The following is a 19,920-nucleotide window of genomic DNA, read 5'->3' on the forward strand; positions in this document are numbered from 1 at the left end:
AACACCGTAGTGTCATGAATGTAGGCGGCCCCGACTAAGGTCCGTTTAAGCGTCGTGGTGAAGGAACGGATAAAATCCGTCCCTCCGCGAACGACTCTGTCAACCTTGATTGCGCGACGATTCATCGAGACTAACGCTTACTTACTCGCCGATCAGCGTTTGATGTTGATCAGCTCGGCCAGCATTTCATCGGCCGTGGTGATGATCTTGGACGAGGCGGAATAGGCCCTCTGGGTGGTGATCAGGCCGGTGAATTCGGCGGACAGATCGACCGTCGAGGACTCCAGCTGCTTGGCCGCGATCTCGCCCGCGCCGCCCGTGCCGGCGGCCTTCAGGTTGAAGGTGCCGGACTGGAGGCTGACGGCGTAGGCGTTGCCGGACACTTCACGAAGGCTGTCGGGGCTGGGGAAGGTGGCGACCGCGACCTGGGCGATGCGACGCATCACGCCATTGTCGAAGATGGCGGTGACGAAACCGCCTTCGTCGATCTTGATCTCGCTCAGATTGCCGAAGGCCGTGCCGTTGGTGACGGTCGATTGCACCACCGAGGCGGTGTTCAACTGGCTGAGGCCGCCGGCCGAAGTGTTAAGGTCCAGCGTCACCGCCTGGGCGGCGATGCCCAGACCGTCGGCCCAGGCGACCTGGCCCGCAGGCATGGTCAGGTTGTTCGGATCCGACTTGCCGAAGTCCAGCGTCGCCATGGTCGGGTCATCGAACAGACCCGTGCCCGCCGGCCAGGTCTTCATCGTTTCCACGTCAAGACGACCCGACGGGGTGAAGGCGACCTTGCCGATCTTGATCTGGCCGTTGGAGAAAGGCGTGCCGGTGACGACATCGCTGGCCGGCACGGATACGATTTCCGAATACCAGATGTTCGGCTCGTCGCTCTTCAGGAAGCGGATTTCCAGATTGCGCTGGCCGCCCTTGGAGTCCGAGACCGGGATGTTCATCTTGAAGTCGGGTTTGACGCCGACGGGGTTGTCGTCGTCCGCGTTGTACATCGCCATCGAGTTGACCGACGGGTCGTATTTGGTCTTGGCGACGTTGGCGTTGCCCAGGCCGATGTCCGCCAGGTTGACCGTGTAGGCCGGTCCGGTCGCGGGCGTGAACTGCAACTGGGTCGGCGGCGTGCCGATTGGGGTCGCCGTGCCTGCGTTCGCGCCTGTGACCGTCAGGCCGGTCAGAGCGCCGGTCGTCGCGTCGAAGGTCGCGGCGCCGTTGATCCTCTGCGTGCCGGACTTGATGACCACATCGTGGGTATTGGCGCCGGTGCGCGTGTAGCGGACCGAGACGTCGTGCGTGCCGGCCGTCGGCAAGGTCGTGTCTGGGATGCTCTTGTAGGACTGGGCGCTGGCGGCCGCGGCCGGGTCCTGGCTGGAACGCAGGTTGGCGTTGATCTGGACGCGGGTGGTCGGTTCGGCGGTGCCGCCAACGGAGCCGATGTTGATCGAGCGCAGGCGTGACAGGTCGGACGGGTCAGTTGCGATCTCGCCGTTGGGATCCACCGGCCAGCCCTGCAGATACAGACCGGCGCTGTTCTTCAGATAGCCCTGCTTGTCGACGGTGAAGGCGCCCGCGCGGGTGAACAGGCGGGTGTCGGTCGAGCCGACGTTCTCGGCCTGGGTCGTCGTGACGAAGAAGCCCTGGCCGCTGACGGCGAGGTCGGTGCTGGAAGTCGTGCGCTGAAGCTGACCTTCCTGGCTGACGAACGACCGAGTGTTGGTGGTCACGCCGCCGGCGGAATAGCTGCCGCCGGATGAGGACTGGCTGTTGACCAGGGTCTGGAACTCGCTGGCTGTGCGCTTGTAGCCGACCGTGTTGACGTTGGCGATGTTCTGGGAAATGGCCGCCAGGGCGGCGGAGTTGGCGGCGAGACCGGACACGCCGGCCAGCATTGCACTGTTGAGGCTCATGGAAGAACGCTCCTTAAATGAAGGTCATCGGGAAGGCGGCGGATCGCATCATGCGGCCGCCTCCTCGGTGGGGACGTTCGGATTCTCCGTACCGTCAGTGTCGTTGTCGGCCTGCGCCTTGATCTCGTTCAGCGAGATCACGGTCGAAAGCGGAAGGATGGAGTCGCCGATCACCAGATATGGCGCGCCGTTGTACATTTCGACGCCGGTCACCCGGCCCTGGATCAGAGCCTGAGCATCGACCTTGGCGCCTGCGGCATTGGTCGCGGCGACCTTGAGGGTATAGACGCCGCCGTCTTCGGCCGTGCCGCCATCCTTCAGCTTGCCGTCCCAGTTGAAGGTATGCAGGCCGGATTTTTTGTCGGGCGCGGCGCCTTCCCAGACGACGGCGCCCTTGCTGTCGACGACCTGCAGCGTGGCCTTGTCGGCGTCGGCGCCCAGTTCGTAGGCCCAGGTCGCCTTTCCGTCGTTGAACTCGGTGGCGGTCCAGGCGGCGGTCACGCTCTTGCCGATGTAGTTGGCGGCGTTATCGAGACCGCCTGCGGACTGCGCCGAAAGCAGGCTGGTCAGCAGGTCGTTGGTCAGCAACTGCTGCTCGACCCCGGCCATCTGGGTCAACTGGGCCGTGAACTGGTTGGAATCCAGCGGCGACAGCGGATCCTGGTTCTTCATCTGCGTGGTCAGCAGGGTCAGGAAGGTCTCGAAGTTCGAGGCCAGGCCCTTGGTGCCGGTCGTTACGCGGTTGGCTGCAGCATTGGTTGTGACGGCGTCGACCATGGGGTCAGACCTTCAGATCGACGCGCTCGGGCGTCTGGGAATGGTTGATCCAGGCGCCGGACGCCGGGACGATGGGGATGTCGGCCTGGGCCGCCAGGCGAGAGCCGCCGGCGAACAGGGCGTTGCGTTGCTGCTGGCGGTCGAAGGCGCCGCCGTTGCCCGCCGACGGATCGCGTTGCGAGAAGTCGAGCGCGTCGCCAGCAACCTGGAAGCCGGCGTCCTGAAGCTGGCGACGCAGTTCGTCGGCGCGACCCTTCAGGTCGGCGGCGGCGGCGGGATTGTCGAAGGCCAGGCGGGCCGACAGCTGACCGTCCTTGCCGATCTCAAGGCTGACATCCACGCGGCCCAGGTCTTCCGGCGTCAGCACCATGTCGAACCGGGTCGAACGGCTGTCCAGCCGGCGCGCGATCTGGGCGACGAGTTGGGTGGTGGTCTCGACGGTCGCACGCGACAGGGTCGAGAGGCCCAGGTCGCGATCAGGCGCGACGGCCTGCTGGATGGGCTGGGCATCGGTGGGCGCCGCGCTGGTCGCCTGTGCGGCGGTAGGGGCGACCGCGAGAGGCGTGGGGGCGGCGGCCGTGTCGGTCGTCGCCGTCGGTTTGGCTGACAAGGCCGAGGCGGCGTCGGTGTCCTCCAGAGACATCGTCTCTACGCCCGTCGTCTTCGTGTTGGTCGTTTCGGCCGAGACGGGCGCCGTGGAGGCGTTGCTGGTTTGCTGAGCCAGTTCGTGGCGCGAGGGCTTAAGCGGCGGCGCGGCTTGGGTGGGCGCGGGCAGGGTCTGAGACGGCGTGTCGCTGGATGCGACATCGGCGGGTTGGTCTGATGCGGCGGCCGTTTCGGATGTGGCGGACAGCTCGGCCACGACCACCGCTGCGGCGATATTGGCCGATACGGCCGGCGCCGGTTTTGACGGCGTCGCAGCAACCGAGACCTGAACCTGGGCCGCCGGGATTTGGGCGGCCGCCATGGCCTGGGCGACGGGCGAGGGGGTGGACGGCTTGGCGTTGTCCGCAGGTGTCGTTTGAACTGCGACCTTGGCGGTGTCCGGCGTGGCAGGGGTCAGTGTCGCAGCTTCCGCCAGACGCGTTGAAGCATCGGTCACAGGCGGAACGACGGGTGTGGGTTCGGCTGAGGGTTTCTGCGCGCTGGCCATCGGTGCCGACTGAGCAGGTTCGCTTTGGTCGTTATCGGCTGTGGTCTTGTCCGAAATCTTCGCTCCGGTCGGAGACGGGGCCGTCTTCGCGGCCTCTAGGAGATCGCCGAGTTCGGCTGCAACTGCTTGGACGGCTTCGGGTAGGACGACGGCAGCAGCCGTTTTGGTCTTGGTCTCGACCGACGATGAAGCCGGCGCCGCGACGACATCCGATGCAACGACATCTGTCGTGGTGCGGGTTGGCGCTGCCGACGATCCTGTCGTTGAAGACACGGGCGTGAGCGTCGCCAGGCCTTGCGCAGCTTTCACATCGACAGAGGTCGTCGTCGAGGGTGCGGTCTCGATTGCTTGCTCAGCAGAGACTTCCACGGTCAACGGCTGCGGCGTCGCTGACGTCAGGGGCGCAACCGGTGGCGTCGGCTGCGGGGTGGGGAAGAGTGAGGACGTGACGGCGATGCTTGCCGCATCGTCATCGTTCGCGGCGTCTTCGGTTGCTGTCGCCGTCTCGTCGGAGGTGACGGGCAGGGTTTGGGAGTCGGCAGTCTCGATCGCGGCCGGCACGGGGGCTTCGACCATCAGGTCAGGCGCGACGGCGTTCGTTTCGCCACCGACGGCCTGGGTCAGGACGACGCCGAAGGATTGAGCGGTCGTCAAACGACCGGGCGCGACCCGCTCGACTGGCGCAGTGTCGAGGCCTGCGTCCAGGACCAGTGCGATCTTGCTGGAGAACAGGCCGGTATCGGCCATGTCTGCGCCCGAGGCGGCAGCCGGCGTTCCGGTCGAAACCGGAGCGGCAGGCGCAAACAGGGCGGAGGCGATCGACATGGAAGCGCGGCGGCTTTCGTGAGGGGTAAGGTCGGCGCCTGCTGCGCCCAAGGGTTCGCCGCCATCAACGCAAGGGTCGGGCCAAGACCTTAGTCGAACAAAAACAGTGGGTAATGCGGACCGACCAATGGGCTGTCGTCATGGCGGCGGTCGTTTATTGCCGCGCTATCACCATTTTTTGCCCGGCTGTGGACGAAAGCCCTTCGACGCGCGCCCAGTCTCCAAACCGCATCTGTCGCTGTTGGCCCGACCTTTGCGCGTCTTGCCGATCATGACGGCTGCCCGATCTGTGATCCTGTTGAAAAACAACACTCTGCATGAGTGGGGGCGGCGCGTGGCTGGGCAAGAACTGCGCGCGACAGTGCAGCGGTTGCCGGGTAGGGCGGGGGAGATGCGTTAATGTCGCTGAACTCGATCATGAACATCGCGACGTCGGGGCTGAAGACCGCCCAGGCCCAGTTGCGCGTCACCGCCGACAATATCGCCAACGTCGACACGCCCGGATACATCCGCAAGGTCGCCGACCAGTCGGCCGCCGTCACCAACGGCTATGGCTCTGGCGTCGATGTCACGCGGGTGCGGCTGGCGACCGACCGCTTCCTGCAGGCGGCGAGTTTGAGCGCGGGGTCGGACGCGGCGCGTCAGACCGTGCGTTACGAACTGTACGATCAGATCCAGAACCAGTTCGGCGATCCCAGCAGCGACAGCAACTTCTTCGCCCAGGTCGACAAGCTGTTCGCCAGCTACGCCACCCTGGCGGAAAGCCCGACCTCGTCCGCAGGGCGTCAGGACACGATCTACAAGACCCAGGCGATCTTCAACCAGGCCTCGGGCATCGCGGCCCAGATTCAGTCCGCGCGCCAGGAAGCGGACGGCCGTCTGCAAAGCGCGATCGAGACCGTCAATCCGCTGCTGGAACAGATCGCCAAGCTGAACAAGACGATCGCCTCCGGCACGGTCACCAATGAGGACGTGACCGGCGCCCAGAACGCACAACTCGGCCTGATCAACGAACTGTCGAAATATATGGATGTGAAGGTCGAGGCTCGCTCGAACGGCGGTGTGACACTGCGCACAAACGCCGGCACGACCCTGGTGGGCGAAGGCGCCGCGACCCTGTCCTATCAGGCGGCCGGCACGGTCGGCGCCATGACGGCCTTCTCCGACATCATGATCACCGAGCCGAGCGGCACGCGCTGGCCCCTGCTGGATGGGGTGTCGTCCGGGCAGATCAAGGGTCTGATCGAGATCCGCGATGTCGATGCGCCGGCGGCTGCGGCGCGCCTGGGCGAACTGACCGCCAAGCTGGCGGACGAACTGAACCGCGCCCACAACGCCAACAGCAGCGTGCCTGCGCCGACTACGCTGGCCGGACGCAACACGGGTCAGTCCCTGGAAAACGCCCTGACCGGCTTTACCGGAACGACGACGATCACGGCGGTCAATGCGGCAGGCGTAGTCCAGGCCTCGGCCCGGATCGTCTTCTCCGGCGCCACGATGACCGTGAATGGCGTGGCGGCCGATCCCTCGACCTTCCTCAGCGTGCTGAACGCCCAGATGAGCGGAGCGGCGACGGCCAGCTTCTCGGAAGGCCGGCTGCAACTGGACGGCGCGGGCGGAAATGGAGTCGCCATCGCCGACGATGCGACATCGCCCAGCGCCAAAGGCGGTCGTGGCTTCTCGCACTGGTTCGGCCTGAACGATCTGGTCTCGACCAACACGCCCAGCTTCTACGAGACCGGCCTGACCCTGACGTCGCAACACGGCTTCGATCCGGGCGAGAGTCTGACGCTGCGTTTCGCCGGTGAATCGGGATCGCGGCAACGCGACATCACCGTCTCAGTCCCGGCTGGGACGGGCACGATGGGCGAGATGCTGGGCGCGCTGAACGATCCGATCACGGGCGTGGGGCGCTACGGCGCCTTCAGTCTGGATGCCGTGGGCAAGCTGTCGTTCAAAGCTTACGATCCTTCCGTCACCACCATGAGCGTGGTCAAGGACGGCACGACCCAGGATCCGTCCGGCGTGTCGATGTCGCAACTGTTCGGCCTGGGCGCGACCGGATCGACGCGCGCCGAGGCCTATACGGTCCGCAGCGACATCCAACAGGATCCCGGCAAACTGGCCCTGGCGCAACTGAACCTGTCGGCGGCGGCGGGAACGCCGGCGCTGAGCAAGAGCGACGGACGGGGCGGCCTGGTGCTGGGCGACGTGGGCAAGAAAAACGTCGCTTTCGGTGCGGCCGGTGGGAACTCGGGTGGGACCAAGACCCTGTCCTCCTATGCCGCAGACTTCGCCGGCGAGATCGGCGGCAAGGCCTCAGCGGCCAAGACCCGCAGCGAAACCGCGTCCGCCCTTGCCAAGGAGGCGGACAGCCGTCGCACCTCGGCCGAAGGGGTCAATATGGACGAGGAACTGGTCAACATGACCACCTTCCAGCAAGCCTATAACGCCTCTGCGCGCCTTATCCAGGCGAGCAAGGACATGTACGACGTTCTGATCGGAATCCTGCAATGACGCGCGTCGCGACCCACGGGAACTACCAGTCGGCCCTGCTCAGCCTGATGAATGCGCAAAGCCGCGCGCAACAGGCCCAGGAGCGGATCGACAGCGAGAAGATCGCCACCGACATGTCCGGCTATGGCCGGGGCGCCGAACAACTGACCAGCCTGACCTCGACCCAGGCGCGTCTGGACGGCTTCATCTCCACCGGAGAGGCCGTGGCGGCGCGGTTGAGCGCGCAGGACTTGGCCATGACCCGCGTCTACGAAGGCGGAACCGGCGCGCGCGAAGCCATCGCCACCAGTATGGCGGCGGGCAATATCACCAATCTGATGACCGAGCTGGGCCTGAACTATCAAACGGTTCAGGGCGGACTGAACGCCGAGCACCAGGGATCCTATCTGTTCGCGGGCGGTCAGGGCGACATCGCCCCGGCGACGGCGGGGACCATGGCCGATCTGGCGACGGCGCCGTCGACCGCCTCGACCTTCGCCAACGACACGTTGAAACAAAAGTCACGCATCGACGAGAAGACGACCGTCGAGACCGGCTTTCTGGCCAGCGAGATCGGCGGGCCGCTGACCGAGGTGTTCCGCAACATCCAGGCCTTCCAGAACGGTACGCCAGTGACAGTGGGCGGGGTGACCTATACGCCGGCCGGGGCTGGAACCCTGACCGGACAACCGAACGCCGACGTCACCGCCTTCCTGAAGGCGCAGCTGGGCGAACTGGACAAGGCGAACGTCGGCCTGACCAATCAGACGGCCAAGAACGGCCTGATGCAGAACCATGTAGAAGCGGCGCTGGACTCGCAGGAGAACCAGAAAACGGCCTTGCAGAAGATGATGCAAGACAAGTCCGGCTATGATCCTGCGCGCGCGATCACCGACCTGCAGATGGCCCAGGTCGCGATCGAGGCCTCGGCCCAGATCATCAACTCGCTGAAGAATACGTCGCTGTTGAATCTGCTGCGCTAAACGGCCTTTTCGAAAAAGATAACGGCGACGCTGGACCGTTTATGATCTGAGAACGTATCATGAACAATGGCTCGTCTCGATCTGCGTCGAAAACTGTCCGTTCTCGCTGATGCGGCGAAGTACGACGCCTCGTGTTCGTCGTCGGGAACGTCGAAACGGAACTCGGTTGGCGGCAAGGGGATTGGTTCGACCGAGGGAATGGGCATCTGCCACGCCTATACGCCGGACGGGCGGTGCATCAGCCTGCTGAAGATCCTGCTCACCAACTTCTGCATCTACGACTGCGCCTATTGCATCAATCGCGTGTCGTCGAACGTGGAGCGGGCGCGGTTCGACGTGGACGAGGTCGTCGATCTGACGCTGAACTTCTACAAACGGAACTATATCGAAGGACTGTTCCTGTCGTCGGGCATCATTCGATCCGGCGATTATACGATGGAACAGCTGGTTCTGGTGGCCAAGACCCTGCGTGAGGTTCACGACTTCCGCGGCTATATCCATCTGAAGCTGATCCCCGAGGCCGATCCCAAGCTGGTGGAGATGGCGGGCCTGTACGCCGACCGTCTGTCGGCCAATATCGAACTGTCGCGCGACGAGGCCCTGGCCCGACTTGCCCCGCAAAAGGACGTCGGCGTCATCAAGAAGGCGATGAGCCAGGTGCGGTTGGGCGTCGAGGCGGCCAAGCCGGGCAAGCGCGACAAGATCAAGCCGCCCAAGTTCGCGCCGGGCGGCCAGAGCACCCAGTTGATCATCGGCGCCGACGGCGCCCCGGATACCGAAATCCTGGACCGCAGCGCGTCGCTGTATGGCGGCTATGGATTGCGGCGGGTCTATTATTCGGCCTTCAGCCCGATCCCGGATTCCAGCGCCATCCTGCCCCTGTCCAAGCCGCCGCTGATGCGCGAGCATCGACTGTACCAGGCCGATTGGCTGATGCGGTTCTACGGCTTTTCCGCGCCAGAGATCGGCGAGGGGGCGTCGGACGGCATGCTGGACCTGGCCGTCGATCCCAAACTGGCCTGGGCGCTGAACAAGCGCGAGCAGTTTCCGGTCGATGTGAACCGCGCGCCGCGCGAGATGCTGCTGCGGGTGCCGGGGCTGGGGGTGAAGGCGGTGGACCGGATCGTATCGGTCCGGCGCTATCGGACCTTGCGGCTTGAGGATGTCGGGCGGCTGACGCGGTCGGTGGCCAAGATCCGGCCGTTCATCACGGCGCTAGACTGGACACCGGGCGGGCTGACCGATGCAGCGGACCTGAGGGCGCGCGTGACCAGCCGCACGCCCGAGCAGTTGAGCCTGTTCTGATGGCGACGGCGATGCTGGACGGCGAAACGGACTTCGACGGCTGGCGCAAGGCGGCGCGGGCGTTCCGGTTGGCTGGGGTGGAGCCGGCGGCGGCGCGGTTCGTCGTGCGCGGCGGGCTGTCTGCTGCTCAAGGCGGGTTGTTCGATACACCCCATTCCGCTCATCCCCGCGAAAGCGGGGACCCAGTGCTGTCGCGAAGCACGATGGCTGGAATCGGCAGCGGGACATGCGCGGAGAGGGCAACTCCCAAAGATCTGGGTCCCCGCTTTCGCGGGGATGAGCGGATAGAAAAAGAGTTCACCGTCCCTGCCGCCTTCGTGGATCTGGCCCAGAGCCTGATCCTGCACCGATCCGTCGACCGGTTCGATCTGATGTATCGCCTGCTGTGGCGGCTGCGGGACGAGCCCGACCTGATCAAGGTGATCTCAGACCGCGACGTGGCCGACGCGTTGGAGCGGGCCAAGAACGTCAGCCGGGCGTCGCACAAGATGAAGGCCTTCGTGCGCTTTCGTCAGGTTCACGATGATCGCGGCGAGGCCTGGGTGGCGTGGTTCGAGCCGCCGCACCGGGTGCTGGAAAAGACCGCGCCCTTCTTTCAGCGGCGGTTCACGACGATGCGGTGGTCGATCCTGACGCCGGACGGCTCGGCCTTCTGGGACGGCGGGACCCTGCGGTTCGGCCCGCCCGCGACGCGCGACATGGCGCCGGCTGAGGACGAGATCGAGGATTTCTGGAAGACCTACTACGCCTCGACCTTCAATCCTGCGCGCCTGAAGGTGAAGACCATGCAGGGCGAGATGGCCAAGTCCTATTGGAAGAACCTGCCCGAGGCCGAGCTGATCCCGGAGCTGATCGCCGCCTCGTCGGTTCGCACCGAGACCATGGTCGCCGCGCCTGCGCCCGAACCCAATCCCCGTTTCGCGCGCCTGACGGCGCCTGACCTCCATGCCGCGCGGCCGGACGCAGAGGCCGTGCCTGACAGCCTGACAGATGTGGTGAACGGCGTTCAGGCCTGCCGCCGTTGCCCCCTGTATCGCGATGCGACTCAAGGGGTGTGCGGCGAGGGACCGGCGACGGCGCGGTTGATGATCGTCGGCGAACAACCGGGCGATCAGGAGGATCTGGCCGGCCGCGCCTTCATCGGGCCGGCGGGCCAGGTGCTGGACGCCGCCTTGGCCGAGGCGGGCATCGACCGATCCGACGTCTATGTCACCAACGCCGTCAAACACTTCAAGCACGAGCCGCGCGGCAAGCGCCGTCTGCACAAGACGCCGAATGCGGGCGAGGTCCAGGCCTGCCGTTGGTGGCTGGACGCAGAGCGGCGGTTGATCAAGCCCAGGGTGGTGCTGGCCTTGGGCGCGACGGCCGGTCTGGCGCTGTTGGGGCGCAAGCCCGCCGTGATGCAGGAACGCGGCGCGCCGATCGCGCTGGAGGATGGATCGAGCGCGGTCATGACCGTCCACCCCTCCTATTTGCTGCGCCTGCCCGATGCGGAGGCCAAAGCTCAGGCGCGTCGGCTGTTCATCGACGATCTGGTCGCGGTTCGGCTTCGTATGGATTGATCCGAGAACGAATCCCGTTCGGCCGCGTTTGGCATCAGCGTCAGCGTGACGGTTGGGGAATATTGAATGGGGGAGGCGGTCTCGACACGGTCGAACGACAAACATCCGCGCGAATGTCATCGCGCGTTGACATCGTCTGCCGGCTTGACCATTAGCGCGGTAGGGATTTTGGCTGCCTGGAGAGGCGGCTTGGGGAAGATCGCGATGTCCGACCGGTCGTTCGAGGCCCGATGAGCCAGCCTCAGTATGAAATCGTGGATGCAGACGGTGCGGCGAACCTGCGCCTGTCCGGCGACTGGACGACGACGGCGCTCGGCCGTCTGCCGACCGAGTTGAGCCGCGACCTGGAAGGCCGCGAAATCGCCAGCATCGACACCGCCGATCTGGGCCGGTTCGACACGGCCGGCGCCCTGGCCCTAGTGCAGGCCTCCAGCGGTCGTCTGTCCAAAAGCCAGTGGAAGGATCGGCCCGAGGCCGGCCGCATCTATCACATGATCGAGCTGCTGGAGCGCGAGAGCGCCCCAGCCCCCAAGCAGCCCAGCGCCTTCATCCGAACCTTCGCCAAGATCGGCCGGGGCGTCTATGATTTCGGCGCCGAGGCCATGCTGTCGCTGGCCTTCCTGGGGCGGCTGATGGCGGCGGTGGTCGAGGCCGCCAAACACCCCGGCGGCATCCGTTGGCCCGCCTGGGTCAGTCAGGCCGAGCGGGCTGGGTTGGACGCCATTCCCATCGTCATGATCACCAACTTCTTCATCGGGGCGGTGGTCGCCTTCATCGGCGTGGACCTGCTGACCGACTTCGGCGCCCAGGTTTTTGCGGTGCAACTGATCGGCGTGGCCATGTTCCGCGAGTTCGCGGTGGTGATCGCCTCGGTCCTGCTGGCGGGGCGATCAGCATCCGCATTCGCGGCCGAGATCGGGTCCATGCGGATGAACCAGGAAGTCGACGCCATGCAGGTCATGGGCGTCAATCCGTTCCAGGCCCTGGTGATCCCGCGCGTGGCGTCCCTGGTGCTGATGCTGCCGCTGCTGACCTTCATGGGGATGATCGGCGGTCTGATGGGCGGCCTTGTGGTGTGCTGGACCTCGCTGAACCTCGGCCCCGCCTTCTTCTTCCAACGCCTGGTCGAGGATGGGACCATGGCCCAGCACATGATGGTCGGCCTGGTGAAGGCGCCAGTCTTCGCCCTGGTCATCGCCGCCATCGGCTGCCGTCAGGGCATGTCGGTCGCCGGCGATGTCGAGAGCCTGGGGCGCCGCGTGACGGCCGCCGTGGTGCAGGCGATCTTCGCCATCATCCTGCTGGACGCCGTGTTCGCTCTGGTCTTCCTGGAGCTGAACATATGACCGACGCCCCCAAGGCCGAGACGGAAAATCTGATCGAGGTGCGCGGCCTGCTGAGCCAGTTCGGCGATCGAACCATCCACGAGAACCTGGACCTCGATCTGGTGCGCGGTGAAGTCATGGGCGTGGTCGGCGGATCGGGCGCGGGCAAGACCGTGCTGCTGAACACTATCATCGGCTTGAAGGAGCCCGAGGGCGGGTCGGTCAAGGTGCTGGGCTACGACCGCGCGACCCTGACCGACGATCAGTCGGCGGACATCGAACGCCGCACCGGCATCCTGTTCCAGCAGGGCGCGCTGTTCTCGTCGCTGAGCGTGCTGGAGAACGTCGCCTCGCCCCTGGTCGAGCACACCAAACTGCCCAAGGCGGTGATCTATGAGCTGGCCGAGCTGAAGATCGCCATGGTGGGTCTGAAGCCTGAGCATCATCACCTGAAGCCCGCCGAACTGTCGGGCGGGATGAAGAAGCGCGCCGGCCTGGCGCGGGCGCTGGCGCTGGACCCGGAACTGGTCTTCCTGGACGAACCGACGGCGGGTTTGGATCCCATCGGGGCGGCGGCGTTCGACGAGCTGATCCGGCAACTGGCGGACGACCTGGGTCTGTCCGTCTTCATGATCACCCACGACCTCGATACGCTGTACGCCATCTGTGACAAGGTGGCGGTGCTGGCGGACAAGCGGGTCGTGGAAAAAGCCACGGTGCAGGAGCTGGAACGCTCTGACCATCCGTGGATCAAGGAATACTTCCTGGGGCCGCGCGGTCGCGCAGCCACCAAGACGGCGGCCTGAGGAGAGCCGACTATGGAAAGAGACGCACATTACGCCGCGGTCGGGATCGCCACCGTCTGCCTTCTGGCGGCGCTGGCCGTGTTCACCATCTGGCTGGCCAGGCTTCAGTTCAACAGCGACTACGACATGTACGACATCGTCTTCTACGGGCCGGTGAACGGCCTGTCGGAAGGCGGCGAGGTGCATTTCAACGGCATCCGCGTCGGCGAGGTCACGGACCTGAACATCGATACCAAGCGCGGCGATCAGGTCATCGCCCGGGTTCGCGTAGACGGTACCACGCCGGTGCGCGTCACCTCGCGCGCCCAGCTGGAGCCGCAGGGCATCACTGGCCTGAACTACATCCAGATCACCGCCGGTTCGCCCAACAGCGCCCTGCTGAAGGAACAGTATCCCGACAATGTCGTGCCGGTGCTGCAAAGCCAGCCATCGCCCATCGCCGAACTGTTGAGCGGTTCGGGCACGGTACTGGCCCAGACGGTGGATGCGCTGAACCGGATAAACCGCGTCATGTCCGACGACAATATCCGCAGCTTCTCGACCAGCGTGAAGAATGTGGAATCCCTGACGACCGAGCTTGAAGCTCGCAAAGCCATCTTCCAGCAGTTGGAAGAGGCCGTGACCAACGCTAACGCTGCGGTGAAGGAATATCAGGCCTTGGCCGTGGACACGCGTCAGATCATCAACACCGACGGTCGCCAGGCCATCGCCAACATCAACTCGGCGACGGCGGAGGCCCGCACGGCCATCGCATCGGCCAACCGGTCGATCAGCGGGTTGGAGCGTCCGCTGGGCGACTTCACCACCAACAGCCTGCCGCAACTGTCCGGCACGATCGAAGAACTGCAGGACGCCACCCGTTCGCTGCAGTCCCTGATCGACGATGTCCGCGCCAGCCCGCGCGATTTCATCGGTCGTCCCCAATCCAAAGAGCTGGAGGTGCAGCCGTGATCCTTCGTCCTGTCCTTCGAATGGCCGCCTTGGCGGCCGTCCTGACCGCTCTCAGCGGGTGCGCCCTTCTGTCGAGCCCGGATCCGGTGCAGAATTATCGGTTCGGCCTGCCGGTCGAGGCGCCGTCGGCCGAGGGCGACACGCCCGCGCCACTGACGGTTTCGATCCGCCGCATCGAGTTTCCGCAGGCGACCGGCGATGACCGCATCCTGGGCGTCACAGGTCTGGAGACGGCCTATATCGGCGGGGCGCGGTGGGTGTCGCCGGCCTCGACCCTGTTCGACGACAGCCTGAAGGCCGCCTTCGCCAACCGCGCCGACCGGATCCGCGTGCTGGGCCGTCGCGAAGCCGGCACGCCGCCCCTTGTGCTGCAGGTGACCGTCACGACGTTCGAGGCGCGTTACGCCGCGCCGGGCGCCGTGCCGGACGTGGTGGTGACGGCGCGCGCGCAGCTGCGCTCCACGCCTGAACGGCGCGCCGCGTCCGGCGGGACCATTCGCCCTGAGGAAGGGCGTTCGGTCGAACGCGTCTTCACCGTGACCCAGCCGGCTGGCGACAATCGCGTGTCGGCCATCGTGGCGGCGTTCGATACCGCCACGCGCGACATCAATACCCAGATCGCCGACTGGACCATCAGCTCCGCCAACTGACGGCCGGTCGGCCTTCATTCAGGGCCGCAGGACGCAGGCGTGCGGATGCGCTAGGCTGGCTCCGAATCTGACCCGGAGTTGTCATGAGTTTTTCCGCCACCGACGCCGCCTTCGAAGGCTTTCGGGTCGTTCGTCGTCATCCGGTCGTGGCCTTGGCCTGGGGCCTCGTTTATCTGCTGATGTATGTCGTCATGTTCGGCCTGGGCGCCGACAAATGGGCGGCACTGATGGCGGCGGGCGAGGCGTTGGAACAGTCGGCCAATCCGTCGATGGCGGACTTTCAGGCCCTGGGTCAGGTCTATGCCGGCGCGCTGGCCTGGGCGGCCCCGGCCGGGCTGTTGATCGGGACGGTGCTGAGCGCCGCCGTCGCCCGGTCGGTCCTGCGTCCTGATGAGTCGCGCTGGGGCTATGTCCGCGTGGGCATGGACGAGTTGCGCGTGCTGGTCGTCAGCCTGCTGGTCAGCATCATCGTGGGTCTCGCCTCCGGCGTGGGCATGGCCTTGGTGGGCGCCGCCATCGGCTTCGGTTCGGCATCGGGTCAGCCGCTGCTGATCCTGGCGGGCGTGCTGCTGGTCTTCGCCGTCTTCGCCCTGATCGTCTGGCTGGCGATCAAGTTCAGCCTGGCCGTGCCGATGACAGTGGATCGCCGCAAGATCACGCTGTTCGAATCCTTCGGCGCCACCAAGGGCCATTTCTGGTCACTGCTGGGCATGGCTGTGATCGCGGTCATCATGTCCCTGATCGTCAGCATCCTGGGCATGATCATCGGAGCGGCGACCGACCTGATGACCGGGGGGATCCAGACCCTGGCCCGATTCGACGGCGTCGGCACGATGCAAATCCTGGCCCAGGCCTGGCCGGCCCTTCTGGTCTCGTCGGTCGTCAACGCCTTCCTCTCGGCGCTGCAACTGGCCGTGCTCTACGCCCCGTTCTCGGCGGCTTGGGCGGCGTTGAAGACGCGCTGAGCCTTCCTCATCCATCGCCGCCCATGTCCGGCGGCGATGGATGGGCCATTGGCTAGGCCGAGGCCTTTGCTCGCTTCTTCCTGGCCGGCTCGCCGACCGATCCGCCCAAGGTCGCGACCCGCGCCTTGCGCCGGGTTTCATGCCGGTCCAGCACCTCCTTGAGGTATTTGCCGGTCCAGCTGGCGCTGTTGTCCGCCACCTGTTCGGGCGTGCCGACCGCGACGATCTCGCCGCCGCCGTCGCCGCCTTCGGGGCCGAAGTCGAGCAGATAGTCGGCGACCTTGATGACATCCAGATTGTGCTCGATCACCACGATGGTGTTGCCGGCCTCGACCAGCTCCTGAAGCACCTCCAACAGTTTGCGGGTGTCCTCGAAGTGCAGGCCGGTTGTCGGCTCGTCGAGGATATACAGGGTCCGTCCGGTGGCCCGTTTCGACAGTTCCTTGGACAGCTTGACCCGCTGGGCCTCGCCGCCCGACAGGGTGGTCGCCGGCTGGCCCACCTTGACGTAGCCCAGGCCCACCCGTTCCAGCGTCAGCATCTTGTCGCGGATCGGCGGCACGGCCTTGAAGAAGGTCGCGGCCTCCTCGACCGTCATGTCCAGCACGTCCGAGATGGACTTGCCCTTGAACACGATCTCCAGCGTTTCGCGATTGTAGCGTTTGCCCTTGCAGACGTCGCAGGTGACATAGACGTCGGGCAGGAAGTGCATCTCGATCTTGATGACGCCGTCGCCCTGACACGCCTCGCAGCGGCCGCCCTTGACGTTGAAGCTGAACCGGCCGGGACCGTAGCCGCGCGCCTTGGATTCCGGCAGGCCGGCGTACCAGTCGCGGATGGGGCCGAAGGCGCCGGTGTAGGTCGCCGGGTTCGAGCGCGGCGTGCGGCCGATCGGCGACTGATCGATGTCGATGACCTTGTCGAAATGCTCCAGCCCTTCGATCCGGTCGAAGGGGGCGGGAGCCTCGGACGCATTGTTCAGGCGGCGCGCGGCGGCCTTGTACAGGGTCTCGATGGTGAAGGTTGATTTGCCGCCGCCGGACACGCCGGTGATGCAGGTGAAGACCCCGACGGGAATCTCCCCGGTGACGCTCTTCAGGTTGTTGCCGCTGGCGCCGCTGATCTTCAGCATTCGCTTGCGGTCGATGGGGCGACGGCCGTCGACGGGGATCTCGATCTCACGTTCGCCGGTCAGATATTTGCCGGTCAGGGACTTGGGATTGGCCATGACCTCGGCCGGCGTGCCTTCGGCGCAGACTTCACCGCCATGGATGCCGGCGGCCGGTCCCATGTCGATGACATAGTCGGCGGTCAGGATAGCCTCCTCGTCATGCTCGACGACGAGGACGGAGTTGCCCAGGTCGCGCAGCCCCTTCAGGCTTTCCAGCAGGCGCGTGTTGTCGCGCTGGTGCAGACCGATGGAGGGTTCGTCCAGCACATAAAGGACGCCTGTCAGGCCCGAGCCGATCTGGGACGCCAGGCGGATGCGCTGGCTCTCGCCACCCGACAGGGTGCCGGATGCGCGGGACAGAGACAGATAGTCGAGGCCGACGTTGTTGAGGAACCGCAGCCGGTCGCCGATCTCCTTCAGGATGCGCCGGCCGATCTCCATCTGCTTGTCGCTCAACGCCTCGGGCAGGGCCTGGACCCAGTCGTAGGCCTTCTTGATCGACAGGGTGGAGATGTCGGCGATGTCCTGCGCGCCCACCTTGACCGCCAAGGCCTCGGGCTTCAGCCGCTTGCCGTGGCAGGCGTCGCACGGCGTCTCGGACTGATAGCGGGCCAGTTCCTCGCGCACCCAGGCGCTGTCCGTCTCACGCCAGCGACGTTCAAGGTTCGGCAGCACGCCCTCGAACGGCTTTGAGACCTCGTATTTGCGGGCGTTGTCGTCGTAGGTGAATTTGATTTTCTCGGCGCCTGTTCCGTACAGAATCGCCTTGTGCGCCTGAGCCGGAAGTTCGCGCCATGCCACGTCCATCGAGAAGCCGTAGTGGCGGCTCAGCGACTGAAGCGTCTGGGTATAAAGCGGCGAGGGGCCGCGCGCCCAAGGGGCGACGGCGCCCTTGTGCAGGGTCTTGTCGCGATCCGGGATCACCAGGCCGGCGTCGAAGGCCAGCTTGACCCCCAAGCCGTCGCAGACCGGGCAGGCGCCGAATGGATTGTTGAATGAAAACAGCCGCGGCTCGATCTCGCTGATCGTGAAGCCGGAGACCGGACAGGCGAACCGTTCGGAGAACAGCAGGCTGCGCGGCGCCGTTTCGCCCTCGGCTGTGCTCGCCCACTCGGCGTTGGCGATGCCGTCGGCCAGACCCAGCGCAGTCTGCAGGCTGTCGGCGTAGCGGGCTTCCTGGTCAGGCTTGGTGACGATCCGGTCCACGACGATGTCGATGTCGTGCTTGAACTTCTTGTCCAGCGTCGGCGCCTCGTCGATCGGATAGAACTGCCCGTCGATCTTCAGGCGCTGGAAGCCCTGGCGCTGCCATTCGGCGATCTCCTTCTTGTACTCGCCCTTGCGGCCGCGAACGACGGGAGCGAGCAGCAAGATGCGTTCGCCATCCGGCAGGGCGACCAGCTTGTCGACCATCTGGCTGACGGTCTGGCTCTCGATCGGCAGGCCGGTGGCCGGCGAATAGGGCACGCCGACCCGCGCCCACAGCAGACGCATGTAGTCGTGGATTTCCGTCACCGTTCCGACGGTCGAGCGGGGGTTCTTGGACGTCGTCTTCTGTTCGATGGAAATGGCCGGCGACAAGCCTTCGATCAAATCCACGTCCGGCTTGCCCATCAGCTCCAGGAACTGGCGCGCATAGGCCGACAGGCTCTCGACGTAGCGCCGCTGCCCCTCGGCATAGATGGTGTCGAACGCCAGCGACGACTTGCCCGAGCCCGACAGGCCGGTCATCACCACCAACTGCTCGCGCGGAATATCGAGGTCCACGCCCTTGAGATTATGCTCGCGGGCGCCGCGAACGCGGATGAAGTTATGCTTTTCGGTCATGCTGTCCGGAGAACGCGGAGGAGGGCCGGTCGGGTCCGGCGCGACATCGCTATATGGGGATGAATCGTAGGATTGAAGCAAGAACAATGTGGGAACATTGCAGCGCTAGACGGGCTGGGTTATCGTCGCGGCATGGCCGATGGTTTCGACATCCATCTGAACGCAGATCAGGCGCGCCGGCTGAAGGCTGCGGCCGAGGCGGCGGGCGTGGAGCCGACGGCCTATGCCTTGAAAGCGCTGGAAGGCGTAATCGGCGATATCAGCATCACAGGCGTCAGCGAATATCCGGCGGCTTGGGTCGCGGAGGACGCCGAACGCTGGGCGGAATATGAGCGGACGGGAGTGACCATTCCGCTGGAAGATGCGTTGGCCGCTTTTGACGCCGCCCTGGATGAGAAGCTGCGCGCGAAGGCGCGTTGAAGTTCGTCGTCGTCGTGCTCCCGTCTGCGGAACGGGATCTTCTGCGACTGACATCTTTTCTGGCCGAAGCGGCGCCTTCTGCCGTCGAGCGAATGCGGGCGGTGTTGAAGGCAGCGCTGCGATCGCTGTCCGATATGCCGGACAGGGGCCAGAAGATTGACGATAGGGACCGGCGACTTAAGACGCCGTTCGGCGACGGCGCCTATGTCATCATCTATCGGGTCGAGGCGCGGCGGGTGGTCGTCTCGCATATCTTCCACTCTCGTGAAAACTGGCGGGCCTGACCTATTCTGGCGTCCAGACCTGCGCCGGCCGCGCGAACCGCTCGCCCTTGGCCAGGATCACTCCGTTGGCTGTTGCGATCCCCAGTTCCAGGCTTTCGGCGATGCGGCGGGCGCGTTCGATGAAGTGATTGGCGGCGACAGGCGGGCACAGGGCGCAGGCGGTCTCGACGAACAGCTCCAGCCAGCGGTCGAAGTGGCGTGCGTCTATGGGCAGGGGCAGGTGTTTGGGCATCGGCCGGCCCTGATAGACGCCGGTCGAGAGCGCGATTGACGACCAGAACAACTTCATCTGCGCCAGGTGCGGCGCCCAGTCGGCGATGCGGGCGGCGAAGATCGGCCCGATCAGGGCGTCGTCGCGGACGCGGGCGTAGAAGCCTTCGACCAGGGCGTCGATCATGGCCTCGTCTATGCCGGTCTCGTCACGCAGGCGCTGGACGGCGGCCTCGCGGCGGGCGGCGGCGCCGGCGGGATCGTCGATGCGGAAACGGCTTTCCATAGCGGCCCGTC

Annotated in this window: 16 protein-coding genes; 11 read left to right on the forward strand and 5 right to left on the reverse strand. The window is 65.5% G+C overall.

Features of this window, described 5'->3' with window-relative positions; genetic code table 11:
* Nucleotides 1–152 precede the first annotated feature (152 nt).
* The 3 genes from flgE to ACQY72_RS15545 are packed head-to-tail and all read right to left on the reverse strand — an operon-like array spanning nucleotide 153 to nucleotide 4,668.
* The gene (flgE, locus tag ACQY72_RS15535) at nucleotides 153–1,913 is read right to left on the reverse strand and encodes a flagellar hook protein FlgE (protein WP_372694509.1); all 1,761 of its coding nucleotides are present in this window, start codon (nucleotides 1,911–1,913) and stop codon (nucleotides 153–155) included.
* 48 nt (nucleotides 1,914–1,961) lie between these two features.
* Complete coding sequence (locus ACQY72_RS15540; RefSeq protein ID WP_428154687.1) at nucleotides 1,962–2,690, reverse strand: flagellar hook assembly protein FlgD; 729 nt, start codon at nucleotides 2,688–2,690, stop codon at nucleotides 1,962–1,964.
* Between the two features lie 4 nt (nucleotides 2,691–2,694).
* The gene (locus ACQY72_RS15545; protein ID WP_428154688.1) at nucleotides 2,695–4,668 is read right to left on the reverse strand and encodes a flagellar hook-length control protein FliK; all 1,974 of its coding nucleotides are present in this window, start codon (nucleotides 4,666–4,668) and stop codon (nucleotides 2,695–2,697) included.
* A 417-nt stretch (nucleotides 4,669–5,085) separates the two neighbouring features.
* On the opposite strand from ACQY72_RS15545, the gene flgK reads away from it, so the two are divergent.
* The 9 genes from flgK to ACQY72_RS15590 all read left to right on the forward strand — a co-directional run bounded on the left by flgK (nucleotide 5,086) and on the right by ACQY72_RS15590 (nucleotide 15,711).
* On the forward strand, nucleotides 5,086–7,185 hold the full coding sequence (flgK, locus tag ACQY72_RS15550) for a flagellar hook-associated protein FlgK (RefSeq protein WP_428154690.1): 2,100 nt from the start codon (nucleotides 5,086–5,088) through the stop codon (nucleotides 7,183–7,185).
* Nucleotides 7,182–8,147 carry a flagellin gene (locus ACQY72_RS15555; RefSeq protein ID WP_428154692.1) on the forward strand — a complete coding sequence of 322 codons (966 nt, stop codon included), beginning with the start codon at nucleotides 7,182–7,184 and terminating at the stop codon, nucleotides 8,145–8,147. Before flgK ends, ACQY72_RS15555 begins: the two co-directional genes overlap by 4 nt.
* A gap of 66 nt (nucleotides 8,148–8,213) precedes the next feature.
* Nucleotides 8,214–9,452: a putative DNA modification/repair radical SAM protein gene (locus ACQY72_RS15560; RefSeq protein WP_428154693.1), complete on the forward strand. Its 1,239-nt coding sequence runs from the start codon at nucleotides 8,214–8,216 to the stop codon at nucleotides 9,450–9,452.
* Nucleotides 9,452–11,014, forward strand: coding sequence for a UdgX family uracil-DNA binding protein (locus tag ACQY72_RS15565; protein WP_428154694.1), 1,563 nt, complete (start codon nucleotides 9,452–9,454; stop codon nucleotides 11,012–11,014). The genes ACQY72_RS15560 and ACQY72_RS15565 overlap by 1 nt, the downstream gene beginning before the upstream one ends.
* A 230-nt stretch (nucleotides 11,015–11,244) precedes the next feature.
* Complete coding sequence (locus ACQY72_RS15570; protein WP_428154696.1) at nucleotides 11,245–12,360, forward strand: MlaE family ABC transporter permease; 1,116 nt, start codon at nucleotides 11,245–11,247, stop codon at nucleotides 12,358–12,360.
* Complete coding sequence (locus ACQY72_RS15575) at nucleotides 12,357–13,145, forward strand: ABC transporter ATP-binding protein (protein ID WP_428154697.1); 789 nt, start codon at nucleotides 12,357–12,359, stop codon at nucleotides 13,143–13,145. Before ACQY72_RS15570 ends, ACQY72_RS15575 begins: the two co-directional genes overlap by 4 nt.
* A 12-nt stretch (nucleotides 13,146–13,157) precedes the next feature.
* Nucleotides 13,158–14,096 carry an MlaD family protein gene (locus ACQY72_RS15580; RefSeq protein ID WP_426016216.1) on the forward strand — a complete coding sequence of 313 codons (939 nt, stop codon included), beginning with the start codon at nucleotides 13,158–13,160 and terminating at the stop codon, nucleotides 14,094–14,096.
* A complete protein-coding gene (locus ACQY72_RS15585) occupies nucleotides 14,093–14,746 on the forward strand; it encodes an ABC-type transport auxiliary lipoprotein family protein (protein ID WP_428154698.1) in 654 nt (217 codons plus the stop codon). Before ACQY72_RS15580 ends, ACQY72_RS15585 begins: the two co-directional genes overlap by 4 nt.
* 83 nt (nucleotides 14,747–14,829) lie before the next feature.
* Entirely contained in the window at nucleotides 14,830–15,711 is an 882-nt protein-coding gene (locus ACQY72_RS15590) for a hypothetical protein (RefSeq protein ID WP_428154699.1), read from the forward strand.
* 52 nt (nucleotides 15,712–15,763) lie between these two features.
* Here the strand turns inward: ACQY72_RS15590 and uvrA are convergent, their stop codons facing one another.
* Entirely contained in the window at nucleotides 15,764–18,709 is a 2,946-nt protein-coding gene (gene uvrA / locus ACQY72_RS15595) for an excinuclease ABC subunit UvrA (RefSeq protein WP_428154700.1), read from the reverse strand.
* A gap of 132 nt (nucleotides 18,710–18,841) precedes the next feature.
* Between uvrA and ACQY72_RS15600 the strand changes: the two genes are divergently transcribed.
* Together ACQY72_RS15600 and ACQY72_RS15605 are read left to right on the forward strand one after the other, a co-directional pair.
* Nucleotides 18,842–19,129 carry a hypothetical protein gene (locus tag ACQY72_RS15600; protein ID WP_428154701.1) on the forward strand — a complete coding sequence of 96 codons (288 nt, stop codon included), beginning with the start codon at nucleotides 18,842–18,844 and terminating at the stop codon, nucleotides 19,127–19,129.
* On the forward strand, nucleotides 19,126–19,413 hold the full coding sequence (locus ACQY72_RS15605; RefSeq protein ID WP_428154703.1) for a type II toxin-antitoxin system RelE/ParE family toxin: 288 nt from the start codon (nucleotides 19,126–19,128) through the stop codon (nucleotides 19,411–19,413). Before ACQY72_RS15600 ends, ACQY72_RS15605 begins: the two co-directional genes overlap by 4 nt.
* Nucleotide 19,414: 1 nt before the next feature.
* Here the strand turns inward: ACQY72_RS15605 and ACQY72_RS15610 are convergent, their stop codons facing one another.
* On the reverse strand, nucleotides 19,415–19,909 hold the full coding sequence (locus ACQY72_RS15610) for a group III truncated hemoglobin (RefSeq protein WP_428154705.1): 495 nt from the start codon (nucleotides 19,907–19,909) through the stop codon (nucleotides 19,415–19,417).
* Nucleotides 19,910–19,920 lie beyond the last annotated feature (11 nt).

It is taken from the genome of Brevundimonas sp. (genome assembly GCF_965279155.1).
In the GTDB taxonomy this organism is placed as follows: domain Bacteria; phylum Pseudomonadota; class Alphaproteobacteria; order Caulobacterales; family Caulobacteraceae; genus Brevundimonas.